Annotated in this window: 13 protein-coding genes; 10 read left to right on the top strand and 3 right to left on the bottom strand. The window is 43.9% G+C overall.

Going from position 1 to position 18,029, the window contains the following annotated elements; translation table 11 throughout:
• Positions 1–17 precede the first annotated feature (17 nt).
• Both H6F63_RS19675 and H6F63_RS19670 read right to left on the bottom strand, forming a co-directional pair.
• Complete coding sequence (locus H6F63_RS19675) at positions 18–1,898, bottom strand: AAA-like domain-containing protein (protein ID WP_190639178.1); 1,881 nt, start codon at positions 1,896–1,898, stop codon at positions 18–20.
• A 28-nt stretch (positions 1,899–1,926) separates the two neighbouring features.
• Entirely contained in the window at positions 1,927–3,297 is a 1,371-nt protein-coding gene (locus H6F63_RS19670; protein WP_190639177.1) for an AAA-like domain-containing protein, read from the bottom strand.
• A gap of 562 nt (positions 3,298–3,859) precedes the next feature.
• Here H6F63_RS19670 and H6F63_RS19665 point away from each other — a divergent pair.
• From H6F63_RS19665 to H6F63_RS19655, 3 genes are all read left to right on the top strand, one after another.
• The gene (locus tag H6F63_RS19665; RefSeq protein ID WP_199298162.1) at positions 3,860–4,312 is read left to right on the top strand and encodes a hypothetical protein; all 453 of its coding nucleotides are present in this window, start codon (positions 3,860–3,862) and stop codon (positions 4,310–4,312) included.
• 151 nt (positions 4,313–4,463) lie between these two features.
• Positions 4,464–4,901: a hypothetical protein gene (locus H6F63_RS19660; protein WP_190639176.1), complete on the top strand. Its 438-nt coding sequence runs from the start codon at positions 4,464–4,466 to the stop codon at positions 4,899–4,901.
• Positions 4,902–5,000: 99 nt separating this feature from the next.
• Positions 5,001–6,722, top strand: coding sequence for a M23 family metallopeptidase (locus tag H6F63_RS19655; protein WP_190639175.1), 1,722 nt, complete (start codon positions 5,001–5,003; stop codon positions 6,720–6,722).
• Between the two features lie 251 nt (positions 6,723–6,973).
• On the opposite strand, the gene H6F63_RS19645 is transcribed toward H6F63_RS19655, so the two are convergent.
• Positions 6,974–10,837, bottom strand: a complete 3,864-nt coding sequence (locus H6F63_RS19645; RefSeq protein WP_199298161.1) for an NB-ARC domain-containing protein — start codon at positions 10,835–10,837, stop codon at positions 6,974–6,976.
• A gap of 399 nt (positions 10,838–11,236) precedes the next feature.
• Between H6F63_RS19645 and H6F63_RS19640 the strand changes: the two genes are divergently transcribed.
• The 7 genes from H6F63_RS19640 to H6F63_RS19610 all read left to right on the top strand — a co-directional run bounded on the left by H6F63_RS19640 (position 11,237) and on the right by H6F63_RS19610 (position 18,017).
• Positions 11,237–12,421 carry a BMP family ABC transporter substrate-binding protein gene (locus H6F63_RS19640; protein WP_190639174.1) on the top strand — a complete coding sequence of 395 codons (1,185 nt, stop codon included), beginning with the start codon at positions 11,237–11,239 and terminating at the stop codon, positions 12,419–12,421.
• Positions 12,422–12,588: 167 nt separating this feature from the next.
• Positions 12,589–13,698, top strand: coding sequence for an ABC transporter permease (locus H6F63_RS19635; protein WP_190639173.1), 1,110 nt, complete (start codon positions 12,589–12,591; stop codon positions 13,696–13,698).
• 57 nt (positions 13,699–13,755) lie between these two features.
• On the top strand, positions 13,756–14,676 hold the full coding sequence (locus H6F63_RS19630; RefSeq protein WP_190639172.1) for an ABC transporter permease: 921 nt from the start codon (positions 13,756–13,758) through the stop codon (positions 14,674–14,676).
• A 63-nt stretch (positions 14,677–14,739) separates the two neighbouring features.
• Entirely contained in the window at positions 14,740–15,120 is a 381-nt protein-coding gene (locus H6F63_RS19625) for a glutamyl-tRNA amidotransferase (RefSeq protein WP_190639171.1), read from the top strand.
• A 162-nt stretch (positions 15,121–15,282) separates the two neighbouring features.
• Positions 15,283–15,966 carry an isochorismatase family cysteine hydrolase gene (locus H6F63_RS19620; RefSeq protein ID WP_190423329.1) on the top strand — a complete coding sequence of 228 codons (684 nt, stop codon included), beginning with the start codon at positions 15,283–15,285 and terminating at the stop codon, positions 15,964–15,966.
• A gap of 51 nt (positions 15,967–16,017) precedes the next feature.
• Positions 16,018–17,586 carry an ABC transporter ATP-binding protein gene (locus H6F63_RS19615; protein WP_190639170.1) on the top strand — a complete coding sequence of 523 codons (1,569 nt, stop codon included), beginning with the start codon at positions 16,018–16,020 and terminating at the stop codon, positions 17,584–17,586.
• A gap of 71 nt (positions 17,587–17,657) precedes the next feature.
• Positions 17,658–18,017: a cupin domain-containing protein gene (locus H6F63_RS19610; RefSeq protein ID WP_190639169.1), complete on the top strand. Its 360-nt coding sequence runs from the start codon at positions 17,658–17,660 to the stop codon at positions 18,015–18,017.
• Positions 18,018–18,029 lie beyond the last annotated feature (12 nt).

Genomic DNA, 18,029 nt, shown 5'->3' with positions numbered 1-18,029 from the left:
TACAACACCCGACCGAATTACAGACTAAAACCCTTTCTCATTTTGGCAGAATCTCTAAGTTGCCGTTGCATCAATTCAATGATGCCTTCATCTAAATCTTCAGCTAAATCGAAAACAACAATATTACAATCATCGCCTTTAGCATCTTTATATCTCCGTGTATCGAGATTATCAAAATATTTGACATTAACACCTTTACCTAACCCAATAATTAGGATTTTTATAATGCGGTGATCCTCAACTTTCAGCGTGGCTTCTGTTATAAACTGCTCAAAAGCAAGAGGATCGTCAAATTGTCCATCGGTGTAGATGATAAAGAAAGCTCCTTTTTCATTCCCGTCTTTAATGTCTTTAAGGGTAACTTTCTCCCGTCCATTGAGCCACATATCAAAACAGTGCCGGAGAGTAGGCACTACAAAACTATTAGCATCCGGGCGATTTTCCAAGAATATATCTTCCACATTGTCTACATCTGAAATCATATAGAAATTGCCTCTATATTTATTCAGATTAAACGTAGTTGCATAAACTTGTTCGCAAATTTTAACCTGCGCGTCGCTGCCATCATCTCTTTCTAAAATCGTTGCCACATGGCCTGTAATCAACTCTTCCAAAAGCTTCCAACGTGTCTTTTCACCTCCATCTTTTTTGAGAGTCGATGCACTCTGGTCAATTAACATGAATACATCTCTGTTATAAATTCGACTTAGTGGATCTGCCATCATGCCCTCCTGTAAAGCTTCTTCTTTTTCGTTAACCCAATTTAAAGTAAATACTTGCTCGTAAATCCGATTATTAACTTTCAGAAAATCATCATTATTTCTAGCCACTAATCCTGATATTAGCAAATCCCAATGCTTAGGATCGTTTTGTTCAAACCTAATTTTGTCTTTGTTTAGAATTTTTCTATAAAGACTCAAAGCTGCTAGCTTTTCTAGCTTCTGGCTAGAATCAACTCGGATAAACCAATTTTCAATTTCTTCTAGGTGCGATAATCTATAGAGTCTGTCTTGCCGCCTCCAATCTTTGATAACATTACTTATTACTAGCTTTTCAATGTACTCTTCTATATCAGTGCTGTCTTGTATTTTACGTCCCACGGCAACCAAGTGACAAAGAGCCTGAGTAAGAAATGGTTGCCCTCCCGTCCAATCTAAGATGTAGGAGAGAACTGTTTGCGGGTCGTCGGTAACGTCTTCGAGTCCTTGCCAAAGCGGGTTACAATTGCTTTCTTGTAGTCCTCCTAGTTCAATGCGCTCTCCCAAATTCAAAGCAACCTTATAATCAGTTACCAGGTCTGTAGGTCTGGCAACGCCAAGCAGAACAAACGCCAGTCTCCGGAGAGCAACTGGGCGATCGCTTTGGGAAAGAGACTTAATAAACCCGATAAAACTGTTCTGCTGTTTGTAACCAATTATGTTTTGAATTTCGTCAATAAAAATAATTAGCTTTTTGTCATCTTTCTTTTTGAGGATATGTTCAATTAGAAAATTTTTAAATCTTAGTTTTGGATCGAGGTCTGGGGTTTCATTCCAAGTAGCATTGAGTAATTTAACCCAATAGTTATCTGCGTCTATATCAGATATTTGGCGGCAGATTTGATTAAGAAGGCTGTAATAAAGCGTTTCGTCAGATTCAGCACTACTACTGAACTCTTGAAAGTCAAGTTGAATACAGATAAATTCCTCATCAGGCAACTGTCCAATTGTCTTTACCATCAAGCTAGTCTTCCCGGTTTGGCGGGGAGCTAGAATAAAACACATTCGACTGCTTACGCGATTTAGTTGGGTAAATTGACGCAGTTTCTCATCTGCATCTCTCTCCACATAAGTCTGTTCTGTTAGCGGGATACCACCTGCCTCAATCCGATAAAAGCTGTCTATTCCATTAATGCCCATTAGCCACCTAAAGATTGTTGGTAAAGTTTCAAATATGTCCATTATTAAAGTATTTTTGATATAGTTCAATAACCTTTACAGCATCCTCATCAATTTTAAGCAATCCTGCTTTGGTTAATTGATATTTAGCGAGGTCGTCATTACAGTTATCGCCCTTGAGAATCTTTTGAAAGCAATGGAAGAGGTTTTTATTATTTTCCAAAAGTTCTGATGCTCTAGATAAGTAATCCCAAAAAGGGCCATCTGTTTGAGTTGCTTTGTTTTCTAGTTGTGCAAAAGTCATTCCTTGACTAATTTGATAAAGTGCTTGATTGATTAAAGCCGGATGTCCTCCCGTCAGCTTCATCAGGAACTCAACTTCCGGTTTTGTTAAAGGCGTTGATAAGTTGTATTTTGTAGAAAGGTCTACTATTTGCTCTTGGCTAAATTCTTTTAACTCTACTACTGTGCCTACATTTTGAAGAACTGAGCCTCTGATTCCCAGGATAGAGTATGGTTCTGTAGAGTAGGCAATCACAATACTAGGCCAAATAATTGGGGCTTGACTTACGACTTTCATCCTTTTTTCATTCCAAGAACGCAGAAATTTTAGGAATGGGTCTTGAGTAGGTTTGCCTAAAACTTCATCTATGCCATCTATTAGTAAAGTTTTCGGCTGTTTTATGGGTGTAAAAATATGGTCGTGCAAATAGTTGGCACAGTTTAGTTGGGGGGTTAAATTTGCGTTCCAATGCTCTTTTAAATCGGGCAATTTTTTTAAATCATTGAGTCCGCGTCTTTGCAGTGCATCGCTAAAGGTTTTGATGAGCGCACTTGTGAACTGATACAAGAGTGTATCTAGGTCGTTGAATACATCTGTATAAAAATATTCGTCTCCTCCTAAATCTACAAAGCCAACTATATGATTTTGTTGCTTTTCTAAAAAGTATTGGATTCGCCGCAGTAGAGAGGATTTTCCCATCTGCTTAGGCGCTCTAATTCTGATAAAAGGTCTAGAGCCTTCTCTACTTGCACCGAGTTTCAAATTTTGGATACAAATTTCATCTGCTTCTCGTTTCAAATATAGTGGGGAATCAAGAGGGACAATTCCTGTCAGGGGAGCAATTTGCTTTGTTTCATCAACTTTTTTGTAATGACTGTATTCTAACCAAGTAATTTTATAGGGATTGTTACCTTTACCTTGACGCTCCATAGAAATGCGCCCGACTTCCTGAAGTCTTAGGAGTTTTCTTCGAGCTGTGGCAGTGGAACAATTAAGGGCATTTTTTTGACAAAGTTGGGCAAAGTCATTTTGACTTAGATAGGCGCTTCCTTTACCATCTATTAATTCATTTTCCAAAATTTTCCAATATTCTTCTTCTTCAACAGTTAAGGGTTTTATGGCTTTCGGGGTGGGCATAAGCTTTGAGCGGATTCACTTAAACTATTGTAAATGGCTTAAATTCAAAATTTTTATGCTAATGCTTCACGTAATGCTTCAGGTTTTGAAGATTATGCTTTATTAATGCCTTTGATTGCTTCAATGATTGCTTTAATGCGTCGCCAAAATGAAGTAATGAACTAAGGTAATTTTCCCGGATTTTGTTTATGAATAGAGTTATCAACTCCACGATAGTTTCATAAAGGAAACGATGGTTTTTTTCTTCTGTATCATGAAAGCGTCTTGTAGGTATGGTTGGGTTCGGAATGCCGAAAGCAACACTCTGCAAGGGGGAACTATTAAACAGTCTAACGAGATTGAAGGGGTGCCGTTGGGAAAGCCAACCTCTACGTTTAAGGGGATTGGAAGGGGTTTGGTTCCCGAAACAGGAGGTGCGTAAGTTTTATATTTTGCAGCATTGGGAAGAATGGGAGGCTCCTCTCAGCTTTGATTCCCAGTCCCAGCTTGGGAACGAGGATAAATGGTTGGTCTTTAAAAGCTTAGTTTGCTGTGTTTTGGGCGTGATTTTCGCGTTTTTGGAATGAAAACCTTCCCTAATATGCCACTTCAAGGCGCGTCGGGTCGCCAGCCGCTTCAAGCGCCATCATTCAAACCAATATATGTGGTGGTTGGTGGTGGTCTGCTGGCCGGTGGTTATCTGTTAGCTACTTTCGGTTTGCCGTTCAGTTTACCGTCTTCTGTGCCAAAACCTAGCACTAAGGAGCGCAGCCTCTTATGTTCTGAGATTGTACAGCCGAAGGCGGTGCTGTCGCGGGAGCAGTTGGCGCAATTGATGACTGTGCCTGAACGCAGTCAACGCAGCAAGGTGCAGGAGATTGTCAAGCAGCCTTATTGCAGGTTGCCGGGTTTGAGTATTCGTGTGGGGGCGACGACTGAACGGGAGCTTTATCCGTTGTCGTTTGACCCGCAGACATCGCTACTTGTTCTCTATGAGGGACAAACTTACGTAGGCTATGGATTTAAACGTTTTTAGGGTGGCGATTCGATACTTCTGGGCTAGTAATGTTGAGTCTCAGGAGATCCCCCCAACCCCCCTTAAAAAGGGGGGAGAAAAGCGTCCCTTTTTAAGGGGGGTCAGGGGAGATAAAGCTTTAACACAGAGGTGTTGGGTAGCGATACTGCTAATGCAGTCGCTTCGCTACGCATCAATATTACTTTTGATTGTCGGTTGCACGAAAAAAACTCCTACGGAAGCGCCTAGGGAGATCAAGCTTTACCAAAACTGGGAACTGCAACCGGGTCAAGTTGTGGGGGGCCATGCGGTGGTTAGCGGTTTGGGTGATTTATCCATCGCTTTGAAGGGGGATGCGGTGTATGCGCCGTTTGATGGTCGGGTGCAACCCCATAACTCAAGTTGCGTGATTTTTTCCAGTGAGGAAATTCCAGTTTATTTGTTTCGCTTGTGTGGGTTGCGATCGCTTAATTTTGGTTTCCTCAGTGCAGGTGACACTATCGGTAGTGGTAAAGAGTTACAGATTGCGGTGCTAACACGGCAACCGGATGGTCGCTGGGCTTTGGTTGAGCCTTCTAAGAAGATTATCGAGCAAATGTTGTTGCGGTAAGTCAATGTCAGTAACGTTTGATTCCCCGAACTCCCCATAAATTGGGGGCTTTGTTCAAGTTGCATATTGACTAATTTCGCTAATTAATTACACAGGGCTATGAAATTTCATTTTGCTAAATTGATCGGCAGTTTCTTAATGTTGCTGCTGGGAAGTCAAGCTGCTGTAGGTTTAAAGGTGCTATCTGAGGAGATGTCAGAAAGTGTTGCTTTTAACCCAACGCCTGTCACCCTAGATTTTGGGGTTGAGGCTACTGAACCTACAGCTAAGACTGATACGACGAGTGATGATGCAGAGAAATTAAATGCGATCGCTTCCAAAACTGCATCAAAGCTATTTGCTACTAAAAAATCTCCTGGTAGCATCGCTATAGGAGCCGCAGAGGGCAACTTCACTCTGACTGGCGAAACCACATCCTTGTATTTTGGTCATACAGATCCGGGCAACCATGTTGTCAATAGGGGATTTTGCAGCTGGAATCGCGCCAAAAATCTAACTTTGCAAGAGGCAAATCGGCGTTGTCTTAAGGCGCTGCAACGTCAAGGAGCATCCACAGAAAGAAGACTCAAAGCACTCTCAATTGACGCATCAGCCCACACTGAAGCTTTGGTAAATGGAACTGATTTGTGGAACCAATCTAACTCTGCTGGCCCCAAGTTTGCTTCAGCATACCAGAAAGCTTTGAAGAAAGGACTCAAGGGAAGGCGTGCCTATACATATGCACGAGTTGAAGCATTCCGCAGGCGAAATGGACTTCTTGATGCTAGTGGACTATTTGGTATTTGCACTAGAGAACCTTACTATCGAAGCCGACTTATCGGCTATCCTCCCTACTCAGAATCTTGGCGATGGAATTGCATTGCTCTGGATCAAGAACGGCGAGTCAAAATAGTTAGCAAAGCTTTAAAACAGAATATTCAGAAGGCTACACTACGATCGCCCCAACCTCCTTTAAAAAGGGAGGCGGTAAAAGGCAAAAGTGAAGAAAGACAGGAAAGTGGTGTAGCGGCGAATTCTTCCGATAATATCAGCCGCCAAAAGATATCTTCAGTAAACCCGCCTTCTTTACAACAGCCTAGCGATCCAAATTCTGTAGCGTTAAGCTTTGAACCTGCTGTGGAAGCGGTTCCCATTGCATCGACGATGGTATCTAGTGAAGATGCGATCGCTATCGATGAAAACCAGATAGATTTAAACGTCACAGAGCAAAATGGAGCAAATAACTCGCCTGTACTTCTATTTGACCCTTTCGTAGAACAAGTTCCCATCTCGCCCACCCAACAATCGAACGCCCAAAAAGTTACAGATTATACAACTTTTTCCAACATTGAGCAGTGGACACCAAACCTTAAAAAGACACCCAAAAGAGGCGATTATTTTGCAGGTTATGGAGTAACATCTTCTTATGGCAGACGGGTTCACCCGGTCACTGGAAAAGTACATTTTCATGGCGGAGTGGACTTGGGAACTCCCATGAATACACCGATCTATGCCATTGGTAGACCTGGAACAAAAACAGGTTTGTGGTGTTGGATAGATGCTAATGGTGGGGGGCTGGTGGCAACGATGACCTCTCCATCTTTTCCGTCTTTGAAGTTTGATGCTCTCCATCTATCTTGGTGCAAATCTATTACCAACGGCCCCAAGATTAAAATCGATGCTGGGTCAATTATCGGCGGTACTGGTAACTCAGGGCGCAGCACTGGCCCGCATCTACATTTCCAGGTGCGCGACTTGAAGACGGGTAAGAAAATCTCTCCCAACAAAGGACAATTATCGTGGGTATTAACTGGAAAGTCGCCTAAACCATCTAATAAATAACCAGAGTTTATCAAGAACCTTAGAAGAGGGTCGCCAGGAGGGTTTTGAGCAAGGTCAGCTACAAGCTAAGTTAGAAATGATGCTCCGGCTACTACAAAAAGGATTAAGTATGGAGCAAGTACCAGAGATTTTAGAGCTAGATGTTGAAACGGTGAGACAATCAGCGCAGGAGCAACCCTAAGCAGTATGTTGCTGTCTAATTTATTAATAAGTAACGACACAGAGGGCAACTATCTACACTGCTTTTAAAGTTAGCTAAGTATGGCAAGCTGTGGAATATCAACAAAAAGGCTTTCATCAATAGCCCCTAACATTTTAAGTGTAGATCTCTGCGCTTCTGTTAAACCAGTAACGCCAGTTATGTTCAATGCCTCGTAGGGTCTAGGAACTTGTAGGGTTTGAATGCACTTACTGTTAGTTGTCCGTTGTCCGTTGTTAATTGTTTTTGACCAGCGATCGCTAACATCCCAAAGTTTAATTGTTTCATCTTGGCTACAGCTGGCGAGGATTTGCCCATCAGGATTATAGGCGAGAAACCGAACCCATTTAGTATGTCCTTGGAGATGGCAGCACTGCAAAGTCGAAACATCCCAGAGTTTCACTACTGCATCAGCACCAGTACTGGCGAAGGTTTTCCCATTAGGATCGAAAGCAACTGACAAAACTGGGCCAGTGTGTGCTGAAATTTGGCGACATTTCGCTGTATTGACGTGCCAAAGTTTGACAATTCCATCAGCACTACCGCTGACGATGGTTTGCCCATCCGGACTGATGGCACAAGAACGAATCCAACTATTATGTCCCGACAAAGTGCTGATGCAGCGACTTGTGCGGACATCCCAAAGTCTGAGGGTTTGATCTTGACTGCCACTAACGAGGATTTGCCCATCTAAACTTAGGGAAATTGACCAAACGCCGCCATTGTGTCCCTGCAATGTTTGGCGACAGAAACCTTGGGGGATATCCCAGATTTTGATGGTTCCGTCGAGACTACCACTCAAAAGGGTTTGCCCATCGGGACTAAAGATGACGGAAAATACTGCATCTGTATGTTCTTTGAGAGTTCGCAGATGTTCTCCTGTCCGGGTGTCCCAGAGTTTAATTGTCCGGTCTTCACTACCACTGGCGAGAATTGAACCTTGAGGGTTGAAAGCTAAAGACCAGATCCAGCTGGTGTGTCTTTGTGTAGAGATGTTACTTGTAACGTCTCTACATTTACCAGTTTTAACGTCCCAAAACCGAATCCCCCGATCCTGGCTACCGCTGGCAATAATCCCCCCTAACTCCCCTTGGTAAGGAGAGTTAGGATTGAAAGCTACAGACCAAATTCCATTGCTATGTCCCTGCAAAGTCTTGAGACAGAGATTGGTGCGACTATCCCACAATCGCACAGACCGATCTTCGCTGCCACTCGCCAAAAGACCGCCATCGGGACTGAAGGCGACAGATGAAATCCAGCTAGTGTGGCCTTTGAGAACTCGCAAGACTTCACCTGTACGCTGATTCCATAGTCGTACAGATTGGTCATCGCTACCACTAGCGAGAAATTGTCCATCAGCACTAAAAGCTACGGTTCGGATTTGTTTGGAGTGTCCTACTAAGGATTTTAGAAGGTTTCCGTTGCTGACATTCCAAAGTTTGATAGCGCGATCGCTACTTCCACTCGCTAACACACAACCATCGGGACTGAAAGCAACTGACCAAACTCTTTGAGTGTGTCCCTGCAAAATTCTCACACACTCACCTGTACTCACATCCCACAATCGCACGGTACAATCGTAACTTCCACTGGCAAGTAAGAGTTTTGAATTGTAGAGACGCGATGTATCTCCTCTTGAGTTTTGAGTTGAAGCGGGAGTATTTGAGTATGCTTGTGGAGAAAAGGCAACAGAACGAACTTCATCGGCGTGTCCTGACAAAGTGCTGACGAGTTCACCCTTTTTCACATCCCATACTCGCACTAAGTGGTCTTCGCTGCCACTGGCGAGAAGACGACCATCGGGGCTGAATGCCAAAGAAAACACCCGGTCGGTATATCCTTCTAGTGTATATAGACATTCCCCGGTTTTCACATCCCACAGCTGGACAATTCGATTGGCGCTGCTTGCCAAAAGACGACCGTTGGGACTAAATGCAACGCACCAAATCCAGCCAGAATCTACTTTACAGGTTAGCAATTGTTTGCTGTTCTCTACTTGCCAAACGTGAATTTCATGATTGACATCGCCAGTCGCTAATAACTTGCCATCTGGACTGAAAGCTACAGATAAGATTTGGCTGAAGGTTTCTGTGAAAACTGATTTAGACACATCCGCACCAGCAAAGTTAACTTGATGCAGATTGACGTGACATAGATATGCCTGCCAAACTGTCAGATGAGAAAAATCCCAATCTTTCAAGTCTGAGGAAATTTGGCAAAGTAGGTTTAGGATATTCCCGCTGACATAACCTGTTTCTTTGGGAGATTTGCCGCGTAAGTTAGATAAAAGTTGTCTAAATTTGTCTTCCAAGTTTCCAGTGTTGTTGACATTTAGCAGCTTAGCTACAACTGGCTTGAGAATTAGGCGAATTTGAGTTTCCCGAATATAGTCTTTTGCCGTAGCTTTGATTAAAGCATGGCTTTTGAAAAGGCTAAGGGGTAATTGGGAATTGGGAATTGGGGATTGAGGATTGGGGATTGGGGATTGGGGATTGGGAATTGGGAATTGGGAATTAGGAATTGGGAACTCTCCCTTGTCTCCCTTCCCCAGTCCCCAGTCCTCCTTGTCTCCAGTCCCCAGTCCCCAGTCCCCACCCCCGATTTCTTGGCAAATTTGTTCGATTAAGCGATCGCTCATGTACTCCATTACCACTGGTTGCAGGGTAAACTGGGTGCGGTATTTTTCAATAAGCGATCGCCTTTCCAGAGATGTTAGCGCCTCCAGCAAGTTACCCAGCGATACTTGGGGGACGAAATTCGCCCGTAATTCTGATAAAGTAACTGGTTCCCGGTCAATTGCCAGCCAATACATCACCTGTTGCTCTAATTCTGACAGGCGTTCGATCTGACGTGCTAACAAATCCCGAATATCACCAAAAACTGAGCTTCCCTGGCCCAGAACTTCGAGAAAATCGCCAATACTGCCATCAAAGAAATCTTTGATGACGGGTGCTACCATTTTTAAAGCTAAAGGGTTGCCTGCATAGTGTTCGATTAAGATTTTCCATTGGGACTCTGAACCTGAAAAATTACCCTTGACATTAAATATATTTTGTGCAGCAGAAGTCGATAAACCAGTTAATCGTAGCGATCGCATCTGGCTTATTTCCCCAACTTTTGCAGCGATTCCTCTAGGTTCTTCCCGACTCGTCAACACCAGAACGCTTTGATGGTTGGTTTCCCCAACGCATCGCAACAGCTGACCGTAACCTTCATACCCAGTTTGGTAGCCACTATTGCGATCGCCTGGTTGCATAATCGTCTCACCGTTATCCAAGACGAGAAGACAACGACTTAAGCGTAAGTAATCTAAAAGACGCAAGATGCGACCATCCAGAGTTTCTGGCAAATCAGTTTCCTGATGATTTGAAAGAAACTGGATCAAATCTGCTAACAAATCTAAAATTGGTGGCGCATTACGGAGACTGCGCCAGATAACATACTCAAACTGGTGCTGAATTTGTTTGGCTAACTTCACCGATAAAGAGGTTTTGCCAATTCCACCCATACCAAACAAACCAATAAAGCGGACGCTTTCGCTTAAAATCCAGCGTTCCAGCGTCGCCAGTTCCTGAGTGCGATCGCTCAAAACTGATACATCCGTCGCATCACCCCAGTCAGTTTTGGGGATTGGCAATTGGGAATTGGTTTTCTCTTTCTCTCCCACTCTCGCCTTCCGCTTCAGAACTAACTGCACATTACTTTTAGTCACCTTTTCCCCAAACGCCTTAGAAAGCAATTGCCATAACTGGGAACCCGTCTGCTTGAGATAACCAACCTCATAGCCAAGTTTCCTCGAAATGTCCTGATATGATTGTTCTTCCCAGGCATACCGAAATACCGTTACTTGCAGCTTGCTTAAACGTTCTTCGCTTAAGGCTTTTTCAACAAATAGCAGTGCTTCTTCAGTATTCATAAAATTTAAAAAAGCAAAAAAGTAATTTTTGATTCAGTTTTTATTTCACAAAGGTGAATTTATATCTTGCACCTGTCTTAAATTGAGGCACCTCAATATTTTCCTTATCTGTCCGCAGCCTGCTTGATTATTTAGCACTATCCCTGGAAATGCTTTGTTTTTTTGCTTAGATGCAGATATTAGAGTTTTCTTAACCTGCCCTTTGTTACTTTGATTACATTTTTCGCAGATAGATGGAACCTTTAACGAACTTTTTCCGAACCTTTAAAATTGACGAACACTGCTAAACTCTTTTTTAAAGCAAGACTAAACAAAAATAACCTATTAGTCAGCAGCCATTGGTAAGCGACGCAAGCAACAACGGACAACTGACAACAGACATTCGCGCAGGAGAGAACAGTGAACGCTAAAAAGTCTTTCCACCTACCCCGCCGTCAAGTCATTCGCGGAATATTAGCCACCACAGCATTTGGTATCACAGCGAAATTTGGGACTGGATGCAGTTCTTCTGCACCGGAAACTCAAGCCACCTCAAGTGGAGAAGCCAAGCCAATAGTCATGGGATTTATTTATGTGGGGCCAAAAGATGACTATGGCTACAACCAAGCTCATGCTGAAGGGAGAACAGGTGTTGCTAAATTAAATTGGGTAAAAACCGTTGAAGAAGCCAGCGTTCCGGAAACTACATCAGTAGAAGAAACGATGCGGAACATGATTGAACAGGATGGCGCAACGGTGCTGTTTCCAACATCTTTTGGCTACTACGATCCGCATATCTTGAAACTTGCCAAAGAGTATCCAGAAGTTCAATTTTTCCACTGCGGCGGACGTTATGAAGAAGGGAAACATCCCAAGAACGTTGGCAGCTATTATGGCTACATTGATGAAGCTGAATATGTAGCAGGTATCGTGGCTGCTCATACTTCCAAATCTGGCAAATTAGGCTTTATTGCTGCTAAGCCAATTCCCCAGGTACTCCGCAATATTAATAGCTTTGCATTAGGCGCACGCAGCGTCAATCCGAAGATTACGACCCAGGTACTTTTCACCGGAGATTGGGCGGTTCCCGTTAAAGAAGCGGAAGCTGCTAATAGTATGGCAGACCAGGGTATTGATGTACTCACCTGTCACGTAGATAGCCCGAAAGTCGTCATGGAAACGGCTGAAAAACGCAGTATTTTCTGTACTGGCTACCACGCGAATCAAGCCACGTTAGCACCTAAACGATATTTGACAGGTGCGGAGTGGGACTGGGCGAAACTTTATTCAGATTATGCCCAAATGATCAAGGCTGGCAAAACTTTGATGAATGGGGGAATTCCGCATTTAGTGCGCGGTGGTTTGAAGGAAGGCTTTTTAAAATTGTCGCCTTACGGTTCTGTCGTCTCTGCGGATGCAAAAAAGGATGCTGATGCGGCTAAAGAGAAGTTTATGGAGGGCAGCATGGTGGTTTACAAGGGCGGAATTAAAGACAATACAGGCAAAGTTGTCATTCCCGCAGGTAAGGATTTAAAACAGCAGGACGGGGAACTAGAAAAGATGAATTGGTTGGCGGAAGGAGTTCTCGGTAGTGTCAGCAGTTAACTGGTTAGGTCAAGATGGTTAATTGTAATAGCATTTCCTATTTGTGAGTGTACGGATGAAATCCCCCTAACCTCTGTTTAAGGGGGAAATAAACAGCTAAAGCGTAGCAGTAAAAAAGTGAATTGGTGTAAGCAGCAATTAGCAATTAGCAATTAGCGAAGGAGTTTATGATTAACCGTCGCAATTGGCGTGGGATAGAAGCAATTTGCATTCCGATCGCCGCCTTATTTTTCTCATTGTTACTGTTTGGAATTTTTTGTGCATTGGCGGGGGCTAATCCCTTCGCCGTCTATGCTTCAATTTACAAAGCAGCTTTTGGCAGTTGGCGTTCTTTTCAGAATTCTCTGCTACGGGCGGCTCCTTTGATGCTAAGTTCCCTTTGTACGGCGCTTCCGGCTCGTTTGGGACTGGTAATTATTGGTAATGAGGGGGCGTTGGTAGTTGGGGGACTGGGGGCTGTAGCTGCTGGTTTAGCCTTGTCTACTGCACCGCCAACAATTGTGCAAATTGCGATGGCGCTGGCTGGGATAATTTGCGGTGGTTTGTGGATTGGGGCGGTGGGAGCGTTACGCCACTACCGAGCTGTGAATGAAACGATTAGTAGTTTGCTGTTGAATTATATAGCGATCGCTCTCCTCAATCATCTAGTCGGCGGCCCGATGCGCGATCCTAGTTCGTTAAATAAGCCTTCCAGCTACCCGATTGCTGACATCAACATGATTGGGAGTATCCCTGGAACGCGAGTTCACTACGGTTTGATTTATGGGTTGATTGCGTGTGCGATCGCATATTTCCTGATTCAGCGTACCACTTTCGGTTTTGCCGCTCGCACCGCCGGAGGTAATATCCGCGCCGCTAGAATTGCTGGACTTCCGGTAGGTAAGCTGACTATGGCAATTTGTTTTTTGGCTGGTTCGTGTGCTGGGTTAGCTGGGATGGTGGAAGTAGCTGCTGTGCATGGTAGAGCTAACGAATCCCTAAATGCCAACTATGGTTACGGTGGGATTTTGGTAGCATTTATTGCTCGACATAACCCGTTAGCTGCAAGTTTAGTGGCAATTTTACTCGGCGGTATTCTTGCCAGTGGCGGCATTTTGCAACGAGCGCATAATTTACCAGATGCAACTGTTTTAGTTTTTCAAGGGTTAGTTTTTTTGGTGGTTCTGTATAGCGAATCGCTTTATGGACGGTTGCCAATTTTCAAAGAAAGGGAACCTGGGAAAGGAACAGATTCTTTACCTCCAATTCCGAATCCGCAAGCACCGATTCCTAGTTAAAGAGATTTTTGAACGCTCTCGTAACGCAAAGATTTAGTAGGTAGGAGGAATCTAGAAATGACTACAGAAGCATTAGGCTGGTGGGGTGTACCGTTAGCGATCGCAGCGGGAACTTTGCGGGGTAGCGCTCCGTTTCTGTTTGTATCTTTGGGCGAATGTTTGACGGAAAAAAGCGGGAAAATTAATTTGGGGCTTGAGGGAACGCTACTTACAGGTGCGATGAGTGCTTATGCTATTTCTTATCTGACTGGTTCGCCTTGGTTAGGGGTTTTAGTAGCAGGATTAGCGGGAATGGTACTCGGTTTTATTCATGCTTGGCTTTCTCTACAGCCAAGGGTAAATGATGTTGCTGTTGGCATTGCGATGATTATTTTTGGTAGTGGTATTGCCTTTTTCTTCGGTAAATCGTTTATTCAACCTTCAGCACCACAATTACCGAGTATGGATTTAGGAACTTGGAGCAGTATTTCAGCGATACAATCAGCTTTAAAAATCAGTCCTTTGTTTTTGATTGGGGTAGCGATCGCGCCTTTGATGCAATGGTTTTTTAAATCAACTCGTTGGGGTTTATTCATCCGCGCAGTTGGCGATAGCCCTGATGCGGCTAAAGCGATGGGAATTTCTATCAACAAAGTGCGAATGATCTGCATTATTGCCGGGAGTTGTTTAGCAGGAATTGGTGGCGCTTACCTATCACTTTACTACCCTGGTAGTTGGAACGAGCGTATTTCTAGCGGTCAAGGTTTAATGGCCGTAGCACTGGTAATCTTTGCCCGTTGGAACCCAGTTCAATGTTTGTATGCTTCTTTATTGTTTGGAGGAGCGCAAGCGATTGGCCCGGCTTTGCAATCAGTTGGGATAAATTCTTACTACTACTTATTCAATGCTTCTCCCTACATTCTGACGCTGCTAATTATGATCATAACCTGTTCGCCAAAACGAAGTTTAACGGGTGCGCCAGGGGCATTAGGACAATAAATTGTAAGGGCTGATGGCTAATAGAATAATCAAGAGTTAGCAATTAGCAGTTAGGAAATTACGATGCAACAAGCTATACCTTTGGCAGTGAATGGAACATTAATGAGGGGATTAGAGCTAAACGGAAATCTCCTAGCAGTTGGAGCAACATTTGTGAGAGAGTCGAGCACAGAACCAGCATATAGGCTTTGGTCAATTGATGACCGCTATCCAGCAATGCTGCGAGTGACGACTGGAGGGAACGCGATCGCGCTCGAAATTTGGGAAGTTCCTATCCCTAGCCTGTCCACAATCTTATTACAAGAACCTCCCGGATTGTGCATCGGTAAAATCCACCTTTGCGATGGTGAAATAGTTCTCGGAGTCTTAGCAGAACCTTACCTATGCGAAAACAGACAAGAAATTACTAAATGGGGCGGTTGGCGGGAATACAAAAAAACGTAAAAAGCAAAAACATTAAATTGCTTATCCGGCTTCTGTCAAAACTTGTCTTCTCTCTGCATCCGGGAGCATCTGTGCGGTTCGTTTTTCTTCTTCCTCTTTTCTAAGCGCTATCGCTAACGCGCATGGCGAGAGCTAATGCAGTTTATTCCTTCTTATACTATTATGGGCAAATTTGTTGAAGCAGACCCCTATCCCTATCCCTACAACGGCGAATTGCGCCCAGAAAACACCGTTCTGCTAATCATCGATATGCAGAGTGATTTCTGTGGACATGGCGGCTATGTAGACAAGATGGGCTACGATTTATCCCTGACTCGCGCACCAATTGAGCCGATAAAACGAGTCTTAAAAACGGTGCGTGCAAAAGGTTTTCACGTAATGCACACCCGCGAGGGACATCGACCCGACTTGTCAGATTTGCCCGAAAATAAACAGTGGCGCAGTCGCCAAATTGGAGCCGGAATTGGCGACCCCGGCCCCTGTGGAAAAATTTTAGTAAGAGGTGAACCAGGTTGGGAAATTATTCCTGAACTCGCGCCAATTCCCGGAGAAGCTGTAATCGATAAACCGGGAAAAGGGTCATTTTATGCCACAGATTTAGACCTACTACTAAAACGCCGAAACATCCAAAATATTGTCTTAGCAGGAATTACCACAGATGTTTGCGTTCATACTACGATGCGCGACGCTAACGACCGAGGTTATGAATGCCTCATGTTATCTGATTGTACAGGTGCCACCGACTACGGCAACCATCTAGCAGCACTGAAAATGATTAAAATGCAAGGCGGCGTTTTTGGAGCAGTTGCAGATTCATGGGCATTTATCGAGGCAATCGAGGAATAGTTATTAGTTATTAATTAACAAGTCGAAAACCAACTATAAGGCGTACCCGCAATGACAGAAGCAACAGAGTCTTTAATCCAAAATTCAAAATCTAAACTTCAATATTCTGAGCCGCCACCCGAACTAGAAGTGGTGAGTATGACCAAACAATTTGGTACTTTTACCGCTTTAGATAACGTCTCGCTGCACCTAAAACCGGGAACTTTTCATGCCTTGCTGGGGGAAAATGGGGCGGGGAAAAGTACCCTAGTTAAGTGCATCATGGGTTTCTACACTCCTACTTCTGGCGAGGTGTTGATTGATAAAAAAACTCGCACCATCGACAGTCCTCGCGATGCTCACAAATATGGCATAGGTATGGTCTACCAACACTTTACCTCTGTACCTGCTATGACTGTAGCTGAAAATTTAGTTTTATCTCGCTTCGATAATTCCAATCTAATTAAGTGGAAACAAGAACGCGATCGCTTAAATGCGTTTATGCAAAAAGCTCCTTTTCAGGTTCCTTTAGACATCCCCATTACTCAATTAGCCGCCGGACAGAAACAGAAATTAGAAATACTCAAACAAATTTATCTTCAGAGTCGCATCTTGATTTTAGACGAACCTACTTCTGTGCTAACTCCGCAAGAAGCTGATGAAGTTTTGGGGTTATTGCGGGAGGAAGTGACGGCGAAACGGTTAAGCGTATTGATGATCAGCCACAAATTCCGCGAGGTGATGGCTTTTGCGGATGAAATAAGTGTACTGCGTAAAGGTAAACTTGTGGGTTCTGGAGGAGTGAAGGATTTAACTGTCTCAGAGATGTCTGAGATGATGATGGGTGAAAAGCGGGAACCGCAACAGGTTGAAAAGACAGCATTCCCCTCTATAACTCCAGTTCTGGAAATTAAAGATATCCATGCTAATAAAGATAATGGACTGGAGGCAGTTGCAGGGGTAAATCTGACAGTCCACAGTGGGGAAATTGTGGGTATTGCTGGTATTTCTGGTAATGGTCAGCGGGAACTGGTGGAGGTGCTGGCGGGACAGCGGGAGGCTACCGGAGGAAAAGTTTTGGTGAATGGGGAAGTTTATACCGCAACGCGATCGCAAATGTATCGTCATCGAGTTTTTGCGTTACCGGAAGAACCATTACGCAATGCCTGCGTGCCTCACATGAGCGTAGCAGAAAATATGGCTCTGCGGACGTTTGACCGTGCGCCGCAAGCTAAAGGGGGTGTGTTGCTTGTCCTTAACGCTATTCGAGATGCGGCTAAGGGTTTAATTAGTCAATTTTCAGTGAAAACACCCTCGCCAGAAACGCCTGTTGGCAATCTTTCGGGGGGAAACGTGCAGCGCACTGTTTTAGCAAGGGAACTTTCTGCTGAACATATTAAGTTGCTAATTGCTGCTAATCCCTGCTTTGGACTGGATTTTGCGGCTGTGGAGTTCATTCACGGTCAAATTATTGAGGCGAGAAATCGCGGCGTAGCGGTGTTGTTGGTGAGCGAAGATTTGGATGAATTGCTGAAATTAACCGACCGAATTGTGGTAGTCAGTGAAGGAAAATTTGTTTATGAAAGTGAGACAAAAGATGCTAATTTTAGCGAACTAGGTAAGCGGATGGCAGGACATTGAATAGTTATTAATTTTTGGCTAAGGTCTGGATGGCTAATAGCTTTTGAACAATCCCTAATCCCCGATTTCCAATGACCAATGACAACCAATTGCTCCTCAAGGATTTACTCAATATCGCCACGCGACAGAATGATTTGCTTTGGGAACCCTTCCACCCTGGCGTTGATATTTACCGACTTTATGGAGATGGTAAAGGTGCTGCTGCTGCTTTGCTGCGATATCAGCCGGGAGCAAGTGTTCCAAAACACGATCACACGGGGTTTGAACACATCTTCGTCTTATCTGGTTCGCAAACTGACCAAAATGGCGAATATCAGGCGGGAACTCTGGTGATTAATCCACCTAGCAGTAATCACAGTGTTATTAGCGTGTCTGGTTGCATTGTTTTGGCAATTTGGGAGAAGCCTGTCTCTTTAGTAGCTAATGGGTAATGGGATTTTTCT

It is taken from the genome of Trichocoleus sp. FACHB-40 (assembly GCF_014695915.1).
GTDB classification, from domain to species: Bacteria; Cyanobacteriota; Cyanobacteriia; order Cyanobacteriales; family FACHB-T130; genus Funiculus; species Funiculus sociatus.
Note: the sequence above shows the minus strand (reverse complement) of the source record. Positions and strands in the feature narration are given on the sequence as shown.

What these genes read in the sequence shown, in the direction of transcription:
- H6F63_RS19675 (WP_190639178.1), bottom strand. Translation starts at nt 1,898, where the DNA reads ATGGGCATTAATGGAATAGACAGCTTTTATCGGATTGAGGCAGGTGGT.
- H6F63_RS19670 (WP_190639177.1), bottom strand. Translation starts at nt 3,297, where the DNA reads ATGCCCACCCCGAAAGCCATAAAACCCTTAACTGTTGAAGAAGAAGAA.
- H6F63_RS19665 (WP_199298162.1), top strand. Translation starts at nt 3,860, where the DNA reads ATGAAAACCTTCCCTAATATGCCACTTCAAGGCGCGTCGGGTCGCCAG.
- H6F63_RS19660 (WP_190639176.1), top strand. Translation starts at nt 4,464, where the DNA reads ATGCAGTCGCTTCGCTACGCATCAATATTACTTTTGATTGTCGGTTGC.
- H6F63_RS19655 (WP_190639175.1), top strand. Translation starts at nt 5,001, where the DNA reads ATGAAATTTCATTTTGCTAAATTGATCGGCAGTTTCTTAATGTTGCTG.
- H6F63_RS19645 (WP_199298161.1), bottom strand. Translation starts at nt 10,837, where the DNA reads ATGAATACTGAAGAAGCACTGCTATTTGTTGAAAAAGCCTTAAGCGAA.
- H6F63_RS19635 (WP_190639173.1), top strand. Translation starts at nt 12,589, where the DNA reads ATGATTAACCGTCGCAATTGGCGTGGGATAGAAGCAATTTGCATTCCG.
- H6F63_RS19630 (WP_190639172.1), top strand. Translation starts at nt 13,756, where the DNA reads ATGACTACAGAAGCATTAGGCTGGTGGGGTGTACCGTTAGCGATCGCA.
- H6F63_RS19625 (WP_190639171.1), top strand. Translation starts at nt 14,740, where the DNA reads ATGCAACAAGCTATACCTTTGGCAGTGAATGGAACATTAATGAGGGGA.
- H6F63_RS19620 (WP_190423329.1), top strand. Translation starts at nt 15,283, where the DNA reads ATGGGCAAATTTGTTGAAGCAGACCCCTATCCCTATCCCTACAACGGC.
- H6F63_RS19615 (WP_190639170.1), top strand. Translation starts at nt 16,018, where the DNA reads ATGACAGAAGCAACAGAGTCTTTAATCCAAAATTCAAAATCTAAACTT.
- H6F63_RS19610 (WP_190639169.1), top strand. Translation starts at nt 17,658, where the DNA reads ATGACCAATGACAACCAATTGCTCCTCAAGGATTTACTCAATATCGCC.